The organism is Butyricimonas sp. Marseille-P3923 (assembly GCF_900184685.1).
In the GTDB taxonomy this organism is placed as follows: Bacteria; Bacteroidota; Bacteroidia; order Bacteroidales; family Marinifilaceae; genus Butyricimonas; species Butyricimonas muris.
On record NZ_FXXL01000003.1, the window covers coordinates 67,130 to 83,395 of the forward strand.

Sequence of the window (16,266 nt, forward strand, 5' to 3'; positions counted from 1 at the left end):
TCGTGTGTTTTAAACGCACCCGTCCGGTTTCGGCAAACCTGCTACCCGACACGCGCCGCGGGCTGGTCCTAACGGGAATAGTTCATAAATTTCTTTCAGTTTTAATCCGGTTTCTTTGCAGATTGTCCGGACCATCGGTGCGTTCCCCTTCTCCTCGAAATTGTTGCGGATAATCTTGATGATAGCCCAATGTTTATCCGTCAACTCGTTGATTCCGTCCGCTTCGGCAAATAATTGTGCTACCTCATCGTTCCAGATTGCAGGATTGGTGAGGAAACCGTCACCATCCACTTCAAACATCTTTCCTTTAATTTCTAGTGTTGCCATAATGTTTATTTGGTTTTAGATTGTCCTGCAATATAATAAATATTTGAAAAAACAACAATGATTTTAATATGTGTTTCAAGCAATATAGGGGGAATATGATATGAATCGGGTTGGATGGTAGCTTGAATGGTAATATATTTTGCTGTATACCAGATTGATATATAATATTTGGAATTACTTGAAAGAGAATATTCATGGTACGTCTTGATGATAAGATTTTATCTTTAGTATAATGTATTAATTGTTTTTCACGGTGATAGCCGCTTTGTTTTTACCTTTTTTAAGTGGCTGTATGGCGAGTTTATTTGGATGTATAAATAATTTGCACGAGCGAAGAAATAACAAAATAGGCTATTTTTGGATAACTGTTGATTGAAAAGTATTACCTTTACAAAATAAATATTGTGGTTGTTATAAAATATTCCTTGATGAAAATAATCCGATTATTATTGGTAATATTTTTAAGTGGATTCGTGTTTCGTGCCCAAGGAGGAGCGACGGTTGCTCCCGCGAGCGAGAGAATATTGTTTATTAGCTCGAATCAAGCAGAGCAAGCTGCGAATCAAAGGATGTCGGTAGCTTTCATCCAACAATTCCGTTCAGTTCCGTTTAAGATGGAACTGGAAGAAATCTATCTGGGAGCCAAGAAAGTGTTGAGCGCGGAAGAGAGGCGTCGGGTGTTGGATTCCTGCTTGAGGGATATAAAAGGAGATATGGATTTAATCGTGGCGTCGGACGAAGAGGCTGCCGCCGCTCTTTTTTCTTTGAATATTCCTTTGACCTGGGAGATTCCCGTTATCTTTTGCGGGATGACCGATTACCGGTGTGTATCCGGTTGGGATAACGTGACGGGAGTGGTTTATCCGGTTGATTACGAGAGTGTATTCTTGTCCGGACGCAAGTTGTTCCCTGAGGTGCAGCAAGTATATGTCTATTCAGATCGGACAGAGGAGGGACAGGTTCAAGATCGTCTGGCAAGGAAACAACTGGAGAAATACACGAAAGATTTTCCCCTTTATTTCGTGAGCGATACTACGATGGGAGTGGATGCTTTCACGAGTGAATTGCAGAATATATTCCCGCTTTCGTTTGTTATTTTGACCACTTGGCAACAGGGGGAAGACGGGGACTATCTTAATCCGGATATTTATTACGCCACGTACGCGAACGAGTCTGCGGTACCGGTTTTCACGGCTTTTGACCGCGGTCTGGGGAAAGGGGTTTTCGGGGGTGTGGTTGTTACACTAGAGCGGCAAGGTGCCCGGCTGGGGAAAATGGCGGTGGACGTGTTGAAAGGGACGTCCGTTCGTTCTATTCCAGTCGACACGTTGAAGCCGGTTCACGTGTTCGATGACAATCTGTTAAGAATGTGGCGTTTGAAACATTCCGAACTACCGTCAGACAAGGTGATTTTGAATAACCGGGGCACGTTTTGGATCACGTATAAAACTTACATCGTGGCTATATGCTTGGTCTTCTGTGTTCTGGTATTTATGTTGGTATGTCTGGTCTTGTACCAGTTGCGTTACCGGAAAATGTTACGCCGGAGCGGGTATCTCGAAAAGGCAGCCCAGCAAATGGCAACCATGTTAAAAGAAAAAACGGAAATCTTATCGAACACCTTATCTTCCATGAGCGAGGGTATTCTGGTCGTGGATAAAGAATTGCGGATTATCGAGTTGAATTGCGCTACAGTCGAGGGATTGGGACTTGCGGGGAAGATTATCGGGAAGCCGCTTCACGAGGTTTGTGAAGTCGCCAGAGATAAAGTGGGGCATGGTATCGAGGAGTTGGCGGAAGGCGTGATGCGGGAGAAAGTGCGTAAGGATCTGGCTTTGGATACCGTGTTGATTCCCGGTGGGGATGCCCCGATACAAAAGGTGGCGGGTAGCATCTCTCCTTTGGTGAACTTCGATAACGAGGTTTACGGTGCGGTGATTATGTTCCGGGATATAACGAGGGAGTGGCAGCAACAGAAATTCCTGCGTATTTCGGTGAATGCTTTACAAGCGTTCTCGTGGTATTACGATGTTGAGAATGATATATTGAACATCGGCGAGGGCTTCGCCGAAGACGAGTTCGTGAAGGAAAACTTGAACACATTGAACAAGTTTATGGCACGTATTTACCCGGATGACAGGGAAAGTGTCATCTTTGCTTTTCGGCAAGTGTTGGAAGGGAAGATGAAGGAATTTGCCATTGAATGTCGGGTAGATTTCTCGCGAACGGGGAATTATCACTGGTGGGAAAGCCGGGGTGTCATGGAAATAGTCGTGATGGCAGACGGGAAGAAGGTGCAGTATCTTTACGGGATGGGTATAAGCATCGACAAGCATAAACAGGCGGAAGAGGAGTTGGCGAGCGCCCTGCGGCGGGCGGAGGAGTCGGACAGGTTGAAATCCGCTTTCGTGGCGAATATTTCACACGAGATCAGAACACCGTTGAACAGTATTGTCGGCTTCACCAATTTGATGACGGAAGAAGGGTATTCGGACGAGGAGAGAAAGTTGTTCAGGGATTCAATTTCAAATAACAGCAGGGATTTGTTGGGGTTGCTGGATGACGTGCTTGACTTGTCGCGTCTGGAAGCGGGGCAGGAAATGTGTTACCCGGATGTGTGTGATATGCGTTTTCTCGTGCATTCGGTGTTGGATATCGGGCATTTGAACGCCGCGGAGGGTGTAGAATTTATTGAACGGGGACCACGGGAAGAGTTGCTGGTTATAACTGACGAGATTAAGTTGACAAAGGTGTTTTTGAATCTGGTAAGAAACGCGAAGAAATTCACTTCCCGCGGGCATGTTGCCGTCGGTGCGAAAGTATCGGATGACGGAAACTGGATCGAGTGTTTCGTGGAGGATACGGGTATCGGAATATCAAAAGAATCTCTCGGGCATGTTTTCGACAGGTTTTTCAAGGCGAACGAGTTCGTGCAGGGAACGGGACTCGGTCTGCCGATATGCAAGGCGATTATCGAGTTGTTGGACGGAGAAATTTATTTAACCTCGGAACCCGGTAAGGGAACGACGGTTTATTTTAGAATACCTTATAAAAGACCGGAGACAGTGTAGTTTTCGCCTTCGGCGAGTTGCAAGTTACATGTTGCATTTGCCTTCGGCAAGTTGCAGGTTATTTTATTGTTTCTTGTTTATTTTACGATAAATCTATTATACAAGAAAAGAGAGTATAATGACAAGAACAGATTTAAAATTATTACACGGGAAAAAAACGGTCAGGGGAATCACCACCACTCTCTACTGGCGGCTGGGCAACCTCGTTATCCGGAGAAGGAGAAACAGGAACGTGTCCGGCAAAAAATGGAAACGTACCCCCGTATCTTCCCCTGCGGACGTTCGTTCTACACGTCTTTCCTCGCGAGAATATCCCGACTCTTTCAAAAAGGAGGTTGGAATGAAGAATTGTATAAAAGAAAAAACCGACATTTCTGTCGGTTCATCCTGCTTGGCTCCTCAGGTAGGACTTGAACCTACGACCTACGGATTAACAGTCCGCCGCTCTAACCAACTGAGCTACTAAGGAATTTTTTTTCAAAAGCGATGCAAATATAGGGGTTTTGTACTATCGAGCAAAATTATTTGGAGAAAAAATTGTTGAATGATACAAAATATTTTTAGTGTCTTGTTAGGTGATTAAAAATCAAAGAAATAGGATTTCGTTTGAATTGGAGGTAAGTATATTTTATTTTGGTTTCTGTATAAAGTATTAGGTTTTTTTATATATTTGTGAGAATTAGCGAAAGAACGTAATGGTTGATATGGAGATAAATATACTTCGGGATTTGAATCAAGGTAAGGAAAAGGCGTTAAAGGAGGTTTACCGCTTATTTTTTCATGCCTTATGTGCCTTCGGGAGTCGCTTTGTCAAAGATGATGCAGCCGTTGCCGATATCGTGCAGGAAGTATTTATAAAGGTGTGGGCTCGCCGGGAGGATTTCGAGGCGATTTATTCTTTGCGTTCGTTCATGTATCTTTCGGTGCGTAATGCCTGCTTGAATTATAATCGGGATCGGGTGCGGGTGAAAAAGATTTCCTTGAATGATACGGTTCCGGAAACTTTTGTCGAGGAGGATGATTGTTTCGTGATCGAGGAAGAGTTACATCGCCGGATCCGGAACGAGGTGGAGCGTTTGCCCGAGGCAATGAAGAAAGTTTTTAACCTTACCTTGCTGGATATGTCTATATCGGAGATCGCCGAAGTGTTGGAAGTGTCGGAAAACACGGTACGCAATCAGCGTGCCCGTGCCCGGGAGATTCTCCGTGCCCGGTTGAAAGACAAGATATTCTTGTTGTTTCTTTTTTATTTTGTCGATGTAAATCATATTAGTTAATTCAAGTTTTTTCCTGCTCGATGAACAGAGGATGAGTTAAAATACCGTCTTGAAAAGCAACCTGTAACTTGCCGAAGGCAAATGCAACCTGCAACTTTTCCAACTCTCAATTGTAAGGACAATTGAGAGTTGGAAAAAAAATGTGGACGTGGATAGTATGCCGTGTACTTTTTCGTGTTATAGGGTTAAAAAGAGAATAGAATATGTCGGAAGAGAATTTGAAAATCGCGGATATTATTTATGCTTATATTGACGGTTCGATCACGGAGGGGCAACTTGGGGAATTGACCCGATGGTTGGGAGCTGCCGCAGAACACCGGGAGATATTCGAACGGTTGATTGCGGCTGCTTCATACCGGGACAAGGAGGCCATTTACCGACGTTTCGACGAGTATTATAATTTTGATCGGTTGAGGCGTGCTATACGGCATCAGCGGCGTATCGAGTGGAGGCGTATTGCAGCTGCGGCAGCCGTGGTGATTCTGCCGTTGCTGGTGACTTTTTTCTTGTTGGAACAGCGGGTGGATTCCGTACGGCAGGAGTACCCGGGGGAGATGACTTTATTGCCGGGCAAGTCGATGGCGACGTTGACGCTGTCAGACGGGAGTAGCAAGGCGTTGAACCGGGAGAATTTTACGGTGGTGGACGGGAGTAAGCGAATCGTGAGTAACCGGGGTGGGTTGGTTTATACCGGGAAGGACACGAGTTCTGTCGAGGAGGAAGTGTACAACACGATACGGGTTCCCCGCGGGGCGGAGTTCAACGTGACTTTGGACGACGGGACGAAGGTATGGTTGAATTCGGAAAGTTCAATCCGTTTTCCTGTCGCATTTTTGGGAGAAGAACGCAGGATATGGGTGAGCGGGGAGGTATTCGCGGAGGTGGCGAAAGATGCCGGGCGACCTTTTATCATGAACACGGGGAAGATTGATATAAAGGTGCTTGGAACGAAGTTTAACGTGCGGGCGTACAGTGACGAGGAGTGTATTATGACGACACTGGTGGAAGGTGCCGTGCAAGTGGACGATTCATCGGGAGAGGTTGCCGTGTTGAGTCCGTCGGAACAACTGGTGTATGACAAGGCGAGCGGGAGGAACGACGTGCGGAAAGTGGACGTCGAGTTGTTCGTGTCTTGGAAAGACGGGGTGTATTTGTTTGAATCCCAACGTTTGGAGGATATCATGACGTTGATATCCAAGTGGTATGATGTCGAGGTATTTTACCAGAACGCAGGGGTGAAGGATATTATATTCTCCGGAAGATTAAAACGTTACGAGAATGCGGAAACGTTGCTGAACGTGTTCGAGAGTTTGGGCGGGGTACGGTTTACGGTGCAAGGGAAGACCGTCGTGGTGGAGGCCGAGTAAAGCAAATAAGCGGAAAGAAGGTGCAACTTCCAACCGCTTATGTATAACTCCCGACCGGGTGCAACCGGACGGGTATTGTTTAATCATATAATGGTACAAATGTATGAAAAAAAATCGAGAATGCTATCTCCGTTCGTCGGGGGGGCGAAAAATCTTATTAACTATGCGTTTTCTAGCTCTTTTACTTTTTTGTACGGCAATGCATTTATCTGCAGCAGTACATTCGCAACATGTGGTGTTCAGTTTTAACCTGAAGAATGCGACATTCGAGGATTTAATGAAAGAGATTCGCCAGCACAGTGATTATTATTTTATTTACAAGGACAGCGAGGTGGCGAGTGTCAACAAGTTGAACAAGCGGTTTAAGGCGGTGGAAATAGACGAGATTCTCCGCGAATGCTTGAAAGGTACGGGGTTGACTTATTCCGTGGAGGATAAATTGATTGTTATCCGGAAAGCGAATGAGGTGCTTGCCCGCGACACGATTGTGGCCAAAGGTGTGGCTCGTTTGATAAAGGGTACGGTGGTAGACGAGAAAAAGAGACCCTTGGCGGGGGTGACGGTAGTGATAAAGGGGACAAGTGTAGGGGTTGCCACTAATGTAGACGGTTTTTTCAGTATAACGTTACCGGTGGATACTGCTACGTTGATATTTACATTCGTGGGAATGGAAACGGAATACGTGAAAATTGCTCCTTTAAAAGAAGGAGATACCCCTAAAGATCTGAGAGTAGTGATGAAAGAGGATAAGATTGCACTGCAGGATGTCGTGGTGACCGGGTATGCGAATATTCGGAAGTCGAGTTTTACCGGATCGGCGACACAGGTTTCTCGGGAAGAGATATTGAAAGTATCGAGTCGCAGTTTATTGGATGCTTTGCAGGTGTTTGATCCTTCATTACGTATTATCAAGAATAATGAGTTGGGTTCGGACCCGAACGCATTACCGGAATTGTATATCCGGGGACGTTCCGGACTACCGTCCGTGAAGGAGTTGGATATGATGACATCTACCGATGTATCGGAATTTGCGTTAACGAATAACCCGAATTTGCCCGTGTTTATTCTGGACGGTTTCGAGGTATCTATCGAGAAGATCTTTGACTTCGATGTGCAACGGGTGAAGGATATCACGATACTGAAAGATGCTGCGGCTACTGCCATTTACGGTTCACGCGCGTCAAACGGTGTGATTGTGGTTGAAACTTTGGCTCCGCAACCCGGTGAACTAAGAATTTCGTACAGTGGAAACTTGGGTATTACCGCTCCGGATTTGAGTAGTTATAATTTGATGCACTCGAAAGAGAAACTGGAAGCGGAAGTGGCTGCCGGGCTATTCGAACCGTGGAGATTTGAAGGATTGTATACGGCAGAGGATGAGTTGAATTCGTTGATGTGGAATTATCTTCAGAAACGGAATCGCATATTAATCGGTGTGGATAATTATTGGCTTTCCCAGCCCTTGAGAACAGAGATTAATCATAGGCATAGCGTGTATATCGAGGGTGGGGCAGAGCATGTCCGTTTCGGGGTAGAGTTGCGTTATGACAACGAGAACGGGGTCATGAAAAAGTCTTATCGGGATAGAATGGGAGCCGGATTAACTTTAGACTATCGTTTTAAAGGAGTACAGATCCGTAATCAAGTGTCATACGATGTTGTGAAAGCTAAAAATTCTCCTTATGGCGATTTCGGGGATTACACGTCCAAACAGCCATACGATTATTGGCGGGATCCGGATACCGGAGAGTTGCTGGAAAACACGACGCAATGGGGAAATTATGGCGGGTCGTCAAAGAATCCGTTGTATGAGGCGGTAATTGGAAATTACAGTAAAAACGGGTATTCGGAATTAACGAATAATTTGGCATTGAACTGGTATGTGAATGATTACCTATTGATCAAGGGACAGTTTGCGGTCAGTTATAAAGATTCGCACACGGATAAGTTTACTGACCCGGCGTCCGGTACTTACGGTCGGATTGATTTGTTCAAGAAGGGTGATCTGGTAAAGGAACGAAAAGAGGAGATAAAATGGGATATGAACGTGTTCGGGGCGTACAATCGCACGCTGGGACTGCATAATTTTAATTTTTCTGCGGGATTTAACGTGAAGGCGACGCAAGAAGATTACACGAAATCAAAATATCGCGGGTTCCCGGATGCGGAAAGAGATTCTCCCGCTTATGCTTATGAAATCGTGGAGAAACCGACATTCACGGATAATAAGACACGTCTGGTCGGAATGTTCTTGATGTTGAATTATAGTTTCAAGGATATCTATTTGTTCGATGCTTCTTACCGGTACGACGGGTCTTCTGAGTTCGGTACGGATAAAAAATGGGCTCCTTTCTGGTCGCTCGGTACGGGTATTAATTTACACAATTACGAGTTTATGAATGAATTTTATTGGATTCCCATGCTCAAGATCAAGGGCAATATCGGAGAAACCGGAAGCGCTAATTTCGAGCCTTATATGTCGAGGAATACTTTCGAGATTATGTTGGATGACTGGTATCCGACGGGTATAGGGGTAAGACCGAAGGCGTTGGGTAATCCTAATTTGACTTGGCAAAAGAAGTTCTCGTGGAATATCGGGGCAGAAATAGGAGTAGTGGGGAATAGAGGTGTTATAGAATTTAACGTGTATAACGAAAAGACGAAATCGCTGATCAATGATGTGTCGATACCGTCGTCATCGGGATATTCCAAGTATAAGGATAATGTCGGGGAGGTAATGAATCGGGGGGGTGAAATCGCTTTGAAGAGTGTACGCGTGTATAGTGATAAAGATTTTGACGTGATCCTGTTTGGAAATATGGCCCATAATGTTAATAAATTATTGAAAATATCGGAATCATTGAAGGAGTACAATAGTCGTATCGATGAGTTTTATGAAGGGTACAGGGACCAGAGTAAGGTTACCAATCAATTCTTGTTGATTTATGCCGAATCGAATAAAGCGTATGCCACGCCGATAATGAAGTACGAGGAAGGAAATTCTACCAACACGATCTACGGGATGAAATCTTTGGGTATTAATCCGGCGAACGGTCAGGAGGTTTTTCAAAAGCGGGACGGAACGATTACTTATGTATGGTCTTCTGTCGAACAGCAAAAGATCGGGAATGAAGACCCATGGGGGGAGGGTGCGTTCGGTTTGAATTTCCGTTACAAGAACATTTCTTTATACACGACGTTCTTGTATTCTTTTGGAGGTGATAAGTATAATAAGACGTTGCTGGAGAACGTGGAGAATGCTAATTTGAACGATTATAATGTTGATAAACGGGTATGGACGGAACGTTGGCAGGATGTAGGCGACGTGACTCCCTTGAAAGCGTTGAAGGATAGGTATTATGTTACTCGTGCGACTTCCCGTTTCGTGCAGAAAAATAATTACGTGACTTTTAATTCCCTGACTCTGTCATACGATTTCAGTCGCGAATTGCTTGGTAAAATCGGGTTCACGTCTTTGAGATTGCAATTCAACATGAAGGATGTGGCTACTTTTTCGACGATTAAACAGGAGATGGGGTTGAACTACCCGTTTGCGCGAACCTTTAATTTTTCACTGAGTGCCGGTTTCTAAAATAATGAAAGGAATATTATGAGAAAGATATGGATTATATTGTTATTGTCAACGGGACTGTTGAGTGCCTGTGATGATTTCTTGGACGTAACCTCCGATAATGTTATCGTTGAAGATGAACTATTCGCGGATTACAAGGGGGTGAGGATGGCCGTGAACGGAGTCTATCGGGAGTTATCCGATTACGGGTTGTACGGGTATAATTTGATGTGGGGATTTGCCAGTGCCTTGGGGCATAATTATCAAACCTCGTCAACCAGTTATTTACCCTCGGGTTTATATTATGGAGCACAGTTTAACTGGGAATCCTCCGACGTGGAAGATATTTCCGAGTCGATGTGGAAGAAGGCTTTTAACGTGATTTCAACGTGTAATAATATTATTCAGCAAGTTGAAGCCAAAGACACGAGTTTCTTTGAAATAGGGGAAACGGAGCGGGATATGATTCTGGGAGAGATGTATGGAGTACGTGCTTTATTGCATTTCGAGATGTTCCGGTTCTATTGTCCGGCACCTGTAACGGGACTATCCGGGAAAATGCCTTACGTGGAGACATACCCGGATTATCAGCCGAAGCATAGGGAGGCAAGTGAAGTCATGTCGCTTATTATTCGGGATATGGAAAAAGCGAAGACAATACTGGCGGAAGTGGATACTGTTTTTTGTCGTTCATGGTGTAGTTCTCTGACAAACCGAATCCGGCAAAGCAATTCGTGGTCGTCAGCCCCGCCGAGCGAGTTTATGAGTTACCGGGGATGTCGAATGAATTTCTGGGGAGCCACGGCATTATTGGCACGTATATACATGTATAACGGGGAGGAAGATAAGGCATACGAGAATGCCCGGATTATTTATAGTTTCCACACGAGAAACTGGTTCAAGTGGACAAGTGCCTCTTATCAAGGTTCGATTTCAAGCGTGGAATATATTCATACCAAAAGACCGGAAGAGATTCTGATGTGTTTCTCGAATAATAATAACTATGATTATTGGGAGGCGCGGATCGGAACCAGTAGTTACATGTTCAGAATGAAGAATATCGATCTTTTGTTTACCGGGGACGAGGATGATTACCGGAAAGTGGGATGGTATAACCGATACGGTCTTCAGCGTTACCTGACGTGGATCAGACCGACAGGCACGAGTTATAATGCGACGGACATCGCTACCAATCAAGGACCGTTATTACCGGTGATTAGTTTCCCGGAGATGTATCATATCATGATAGAGTATTTGATCAACAAGAATCGGATTCCGGAAGCGGTGACGTTGTTTAATACCTTGCGACGCAATCGCGGGGCGAAAGCTGCGCTTTCAGAGACAATTTATCCGGAGGATTTGAAAGAGAAATTGGTCAATGATATTATTCGGGAAACCTTGACTTCCGGGCAGACATTCTTTATGTTCAAGCGGTTGAACCGGAATATTTACAACGGAAGTTCTAATATCACGATGGAACCGAAGAATTGGACAATGCCATTGCCACAGAGTGAAACTGATTATCAATTTTAATTAGGACATTATGAAAAGAGTATATTTATTAGTGATTGCTTTATTCTTGACTCTATTGTCATGCCAGCGGGATGACATTATGGTTTACCGGGACGGCAACTACGTGCAGTTCGTGAAGAACCTCGTGGATTCTTCCACTTGTTCTTTCCTTGCTTTCCCGAATGATAATCAATTGGATTTTCCCGTTTTAGTGGAAGTCATCGGGTTGCCCTCACAACAGGATCGCGCGTACAAGATCGTTGTGGCAGAGGAATTCACAACGGCGAATGAAGATTCATATATTTTCCCGACAAGTTTTATTATGAAAGCCGGGGCGGTGATTGATACCTGCTGGATCACTTTTATCAAAACATCGGAAATCAGCCAGCAAGCGAGGAAGCTTACTATACGATTGACTGAAACCGGTGATTTCATGCTGGGGCAAGCCGATTGTTTGGGGAATATCATTTATACATCGAACGTGATTGCAAAGCCGGATTGGTGGAATTCGACGGTAACCAGTAGTTATTTGGGAGATTACTCGGATAAGAAATATCGTTTATTTATTCAGGAAACCGGAAAAGCCGAGCTTGACCCGAGTGATGCCAATGAGCTGCGCTATTACACGATTATCTTCAAGAATTATTTGTTGAAGGAGAAAGATAATAAAACTCCGGTACTGGAAGATGATGGGACAGAGATGGAAGTCAAACTAATTGGTGGATAATTAAAAATGTTTACTATGAAATTGAAAGTAATAATTATTTCATTATGGGCATCTATATGCTTGTTAATGGCCTGTTATGAAGATAAAGGGAATTACGATTTGGTTGATTACAACCAAATAGAGAAGATGGCCTTGGTGAGTTCGCTGTCCAAATCTTCAATAACTTTGGGGGATACGTTGAAACTCGTTATGGATTTTACATGGAAATACCCGGATCGGGATACTTCGGATGCCGCTTTCGAATTCGTGTGGAAATTGACGTGGTCAGGAGATACTATTTCCAGAGAAAGAGATTTGATATATGTGCCGGACGAATGCGGGACATTCAGTTATTATCTTTTTGTCACGGAAAAGGCAACGGGAGTGGTAAGTCGTTACTCTGCCTATGTTACGGTAAAATCACCTTATCTGATCGGTTGGATGATTGGTAGTATGAAAGACGGCAAGCCGACAATTAATTATATCCGGAGAGATTCATGGAAAGATGATGATAATAAAACACATTACTACTGGTCGGATTTCCCGGATTTGTACTCGGATTTACAACCGGCTTCTCCTTTACCCGATGCCGAATTATTGTCCGTTACGGCATACACGATAGATGGTAGCGAGGATGAGGTGGTCGTCATACAGGAGGGGGGACATGCTATCGTGTTGAATGGCGATGATTTGGGAAAGGTGCTCGAATTGCGGGATGAGTTCCAAGGGGCTGCTTATCCTGCCGGATTTGAACCTATGGCTTTTTGCCGCGGGGGATATTGTGATTTTGCTATAGGGCAGGATGGAAATATTTACTGGAGGCGGAACCAGAATTCTTCGGCAATGCATCATGAGGCATATTTTATGGATATCCCGGTGTATTTCCCGGGTGGAGGTTCTAGAATATCAAAGGTTTTTGATGTGAACACGTATAAATCTGAATGTATTTTGTTGCATGATGAGTTGAACAATCGGCTCGTGGGGTGTTATACCAGTTATAGTTCCGGGAATAGTTATTTAGGAGCCAAATTGGATATAATAAACACGAATGATCCGAATACGTTCATGGATTTGTTGAATTTGGGGGACAACAAATTGATTTATTGCGGCGATCATACTGACGGCAAGAATTTCGTGACGATAGTTAAAAATGCAAATACGGGAGAATACATGTACCAGTCGTTTGCATTCAGTGGGAATGTTAATACACGTACGGTTATCGATGCCACGCAGGAAGTATTTGCCGGAAATCATTTGGTGTCTGATAATACCGTGTACTGGAGACTGCGTACGTCCGGTTACCTGTATTTTGGAGAGGGTAGTAAATTGTATTTTTACGATGTGAATACCAAAGCCGTGAAAGAATACACGGATTTCGGTGATGGAGCCAGAATTACCCATATCATGCAGGATGCCGATTGCACAAGAGTGGGTGTGGCGTTGAATGACGGGAGATTTTATATCTGCGATGCGATTGATCCGGAAATATTAGGTGCTGCGAATCCGGGAGAAACGGGAATATTGCATCGGGTGCATGGTCTTGGAGATATAAAGAGTGTCAGTTGGAAGTGGGGAGGTTATTATAATCTCGTGTTTGAACGTTACCAATAATTTAGAAATGAGGTTGTTCGAAAAGTGAGTTCAAAACACTTTTCGAACAGCCTCAACTCCTTGCAAGTTTTATGAGACTTGTCATGAAAACAAGTTAAGGGGTGTTGTGTGTCTAAAAAGTAATATCACGTGTGAAATTTAAATGAAGAAGTTATGAACAAATCAATTCGGATTTCTTTCTTGCTGGTGGCGGCTTTGGCTCTAGGGAGCGGGGATGCCGTGTTTGCGAGGAAAAAGAAAGCGGCTGCTAAAGACAAGGAAACTAAAAAGGAAACTCCTTACGAGAAATTATTTAAGGGAAAAGCCTGTGAAACGGTAAAAGGGTTATTGACAATCCACAAGACGGATAATAAGGTGTATTTCGAGATTCCGTTTAACTTGTTGAACAAGGATATGTTGCTGGGTTCCACGATTTCGGAAACCACGAGTAACTGGTTCGGGAGCGTGGGGGAAAAGCCGACAGACCCGTTGCACGTGGTGTTTACCCGGACGGACTCCATTATCAGTTTACGTCAGGTGGACACACCTTACGAAACAGACGTGGAAAGTTTGAGGCAGCGTATTGCCGAGAGTACCCGTCCCGCCGTGATGCATAATTTTGGTATTCAGGCTTACAATCCGGACAGTACGGCGGTCGTGGTTGACGTGAGCGAGTTCTTTCTGGCGGATAACGAACAGATGCCCCCGTTTTCGCCCTACGCACCGATATTGGGGGGCGGGCGTTGGATTGTGAAAGAGTTCAAGAAAGATAAATCCCAGTTGGGCAAGGTAAAGGCTTTTGATGATAACGTGAGTGTACAGTCTTCCCTGAGTTACGAGGTGAACGTGCGGGACGGAAGATATTATTATATATATAAATTACCGTTCACGGCGGTATTGACCCGTAGTTTCGTGCTGTTGCCGGAGGAGCCGATGCGTTCCCGTTTTGCCGACCCGCGGATCGGGATATTTTACAGTAATAAATCCGCTTTCAGTCACGAGAACAAGGGCATAGAGCCAAGGTATTACGCGAATCGCTGGCGGTTGGAACCTGCTGACGAGATTGCTTTCAGGCAGGGGAGATTGGTGGAACCGAAGCAACCGATCGTGTTCTACGTGGATAACGCTTTCCCGGAAAGCTGGAAAAAGTATATCCGTGCCGGGGTGGAGGAATGGCAAAAGGCGTTTGAAGAAATAGGATTCAGAAACGCGATTGTCGCGAAGGAGTTTCCAATGGATGATCCCGCGTTTGATCCCGATAACTTGAAGTATTCCTGTGTACGATATTCCCCGTCGCCGGTGGCGAACGCCATGGGACCCTCGTGGACGGATCCCCGGACGGGCGAGATATTGAATGCCTCGGTGTACTTGTACCACAATCTGGTGAAACTGGTGCAGGACTGGCGTTTCTTGCAGACTTCTCCCGCTGACGCTGACGTGCGCAAGGTGATGTTCGACGAGGAAACCTTGGGGGAATGTATCTGTTACGTGGTGGCGCATGAAGTAGGACACTGTCTGGCGTTGATGCACAATATGTCCGGTTCGGCAGCCATACCGACGGATTCGCTGCGCTCCCCGTCGTTCACGGGTAAATACGGGACGACGTACTCGATCATGGATTACGCCCGTAACAATTACGTGGCGCAACCCGGTGATAAAGAACGGGGGGTGAAATTGACCCCGCCGCGCTTGGGCGTGTATGATTTGTATGCTATCAAATGGTTGTACTCCCCGTTATTGGATGCCAAGAGTGCTAAAGAAGAGGTGCCGACGCTGAATCAATGGATTACCGAGAAGTCGGGGGACCCGGTGTATCGTTACGGGAAGCAACAGATTTTTGCCCGTTTTGACCCGAGTTCCGTGGAGGAAGACTTGGGGGATGACGCTATGAAATCGTCTGCTTATGGAGTGAAGAACCTGAAATATGTATTGGATAACATGAGCGATTGGGTGGGGAAAGATGACCCGGACTATACTTTCCGTCAGGGAATGTATAACGAGATCGTTTACCAGTACGTGCGTTACGTGAATCACGTGTTATTGAATATCGGGGGATTATACCTGAACGAGCGTTATGACGGGGACGAGTTGCCGAGTTTTGCGGTCGTGCCGAAAGAGAAACAGCAACGGGCTCTTCGTTTCCTGTTGGAACAGATCGGGAACATGGATTGGTTGAATGCTGCCAAGATGCAGGCGCAATGGCCGTTGATGAGTAATATTTCTTCCGAGTTGGAAGACAAAATATTCGGGGCGGTGATGTCCCGTCTGGCTTCCGTGGCGTTGAGTGCCGTGAAGGACGAGAACCCGGAAACATACACTCCGCGGGAGTTCTTGGCGGACGTGCAGGATTTCGTGTTTGCCCCGACCAAAAAAGGAAAAACACTCACCGTGCCGGAAAAGAATCTGCAAATGAAACTGTTGTCTAACGTGATGCTGTTCTCTGGGGTGGCGAAGAAAGGAATATCCGGCGATCCCCTGTCCGTGGCGTCCGTGAGCCGGATGATAGAGGTCCCGGAGTGCGTGAAGGCTTTCAGCAGAGAGAGATACGGTGTTCTTCCCGTTGAATGGTTAGGTATGTTTACCAATCAGGAAACGGTAGAGGCTTGCGGGGAAGCGGTTCCGGTTCCGGAGAGTTTACCGAAGTATCTCGAGCGGCAGGGTTTCGGCTATTGGGTGAACGTCAATTCCAATATGGTCGTTGAGCCGTTGGATCACCTGTATTTCGATATGTTGAAGAAAATACAAGTTCTGGTAAAAAGTAAGGCAAACACGGGTTCTGAGGATACCCGCCAGCATTACCGGTTACTGCTCTACAAGTTGGAACAAGCATTTAAATAACTCATCC

General features: G+C 45.2%; 9 protein-coding genes and 1 tRNA gene. 8 read left to right on the forward strand and 2 right to left on the reverse strand.

The window, feature by feature from the left end; genetic code table 11:
• Positions 1 to 9: 9 nt before the first annotated feature.
• Positions 10 to 327: a TusE/DsrC/DsvC family sulfur relay protein gene (locus tag CS948_RS00530; protein ID WP_099289851.1), complete on the reverse strand. Its 318-nt coding sequence runs from the start codon at positions 325 to 327 to the stop codon at positions 10 to 12.
• A gap of 428 nt (positions 328 to 755) precedes the next feature.
• Between CS948_RS00530 and CS948_RS00535 the strand changes: the two genes are divergently transcribed.
• Complete coding sequence (locus CS948_RS00535; protein ID WP_099289852.1) at positions 756 to 3,398, forward strand: ABC transporter substrate binding protein; 2,643 nt, start codon at positions 756 to 758, stop codon at positions 3,396 to 3,398.
• A gap of 392 nt (positions 3,399 to 3,790) precedes the next feature.
• Here the strand turns inward: CS948_RS00535 and CS948_RS00545 are convergent.
• A tRNA-Asn gene (locus CS948_RS00545) sits at positions 3,791 to 3,867 on the reverse strand.
• Between the two features lie 235 nt (positions 3,868 to 4,102).
• Between CS948_RS00545 and CS948_RS00550 the strand changes: the two genes are divergently transcribed.
• The 7 genes from CS948_RS00550 to CS948_RS00580 all read left to right on the forward strand — a co-directional run bounded on the left by CS948_RS00550 (position 4,103) and on the right by CS948_RS00580 (position 16,259).
• Positions 4,103 to 4,675 (forward strand): RNA polymerase sigma factor, encoded by a 573-nt coding sequence (locus tag CS948_RS00550; protein WP_176554847.1) that lies wholly within the window; start codon positions 4,103 to 4,105, stop codon positions 4,673 to 4,675.
• Between the two features lie 203 nt (positions 4,676 to 4,878).
• Positions 4,879 to 6,042 carry a FecR family protein gene (locus CS948_RS00555; protein ID WP_099289855.1) on the forward strand — a complete coding sequence of 388 codons (1,164 nt, stop codon included), beginning with the start codon at positions 4,879 to 4,881 and terminating at the stop codon, positions 6,040 to 6,042.
• A 163-nt stretch (positions 6,043 to 6,205) separates the two neighbouring features.
• Positions 6,206 to 9,634 carry a SusC/RagA family TonB-linked outer membrane protein gene (locus CS948_RS00560; RefSeq protein WP_099289856.1) on the forward strand — a complete coding sequence of 1,143 codons (3,429 nt, stop codon included), beginning with the start codon at positions 6,206 to 6,208 and terminating at the stop codon, positions 9,632 to 9,634.
• Positions 9,635 to 9,652: 18 nt separating this feature from the next.
• Complete coding sequence (locus tag CS948_RS00565; protein WP_099289857.1) at positions 9,653 to 11,146, forward strand: RagB/SusD family nutrient uptake outer membrane protein; 1,494 nt, start codon at positions 9,653 to 9,655, stop codon at positions 11,144 to 11,146.
• A gap of 10 nt (positions 11,147 to 11,156) precedes the next feature.
• Positions 11,157 to 11,852: a DUF4843 domain-containing protein gene (locus tag CS948_RS00570; RefSeq protein ID WP_099289858.1), complete on the forward strand. Its 696-nt coding sequence runs from the start codon at positions 11,157 to 11,159 to the stop codon at positions 11,850 to 11,852.
• A 15-nt stretch (positions 11,853 to 11,867) separates the two neighbouring features.
• Positions 11,868 to 13,442, forward strand: a complete 1,575-nt coding sequence (locus tag CS948_RS00575; RefSeq protein ID WP_176554848.1) for a PKD-like family lipoprotein — start codon at positions 11,868 to 11,870, stop codon at positions 13,440 to 13,442.
• 153 nt (positions 13,443 to 13,595) lie between these two features.
• Positions 13,596 to 16,259: a zinc-dependent metalloprotease gene (locus tag CS948_RS00580; RefSeq protein ID WP_099289860.1), complete on the forward strand. Its 2,664-nt coding sequence runs from the start codon at positions 13,596 to 13,598 to the stop codon at positions 16,257 to 16,259.
• Positions 16,260 to 16,266: the final 7 nt, after the last annotated feature.

Bases quoted from the DNA above. Each gene is read 5' to 3' on its own strand.
- CS948_RS00530 (WP_099289851.1), bottom strand. From the start codon at position 327: ATGGCAACACTAGAAATTAAAGGAAAGATGTTTGAAGTGGATGGTGAC.
- CS948_RS00550 (WP_176554847.1), top strand. From the start codon at position 4,103: ATGGAGATAAATATACTTCGGGATTTGAATCAAGGTAAGGAAAAGGCG.
- CS948_RS00565 (WP_099289857.1), top strand. From the start codon at position 9,653: ATGAGAAAGATATGGATTATATTGTTATTGTCAACGGGACTGTTGAGT.
- CS948_RS00535 (WP_099289852.1), top strand. From the start codon at position 756: ATGAAAATAATCCGATTATTATTGGTAATATTTTTAAGTGGATTCGTG.
- CS948_RS00570 (WP_099289858.1), top strand. From the start codon at position 11,157: ATGAAAAGAGTATATTTATTAGTGATTGCTTTATTCTTGACTCTATTG.
- CS948_RS00580 (WP_099289860.1), top strand. From the start codon at position 13,596: ATGAACAAATCAATTCGGATTTCTTTCTTGCTGGTGGCGGCTTTGGCT.
- CS948_RS00555 (WP_099289855.1), top strand. From the start codon at position 4,879: ATGTCGGAAGAGAATTTGAAAATCGCGGATATTATTTATGCTTATATT.
- CS948_RS00560 (WP_099289856.1), top strand. From the start codon at position 6,206: ATGCGTTTTCTAGCTCTTTTACTTTTTTGTACGGCAATGCATTTATCT.
- CS948_RS00575 (WP_176554848.1), top strand. From the start codon at position 11,868: ATGAAATTGAAAGTAATAATTATTTCATTATGGGCATCTATATGCTTG.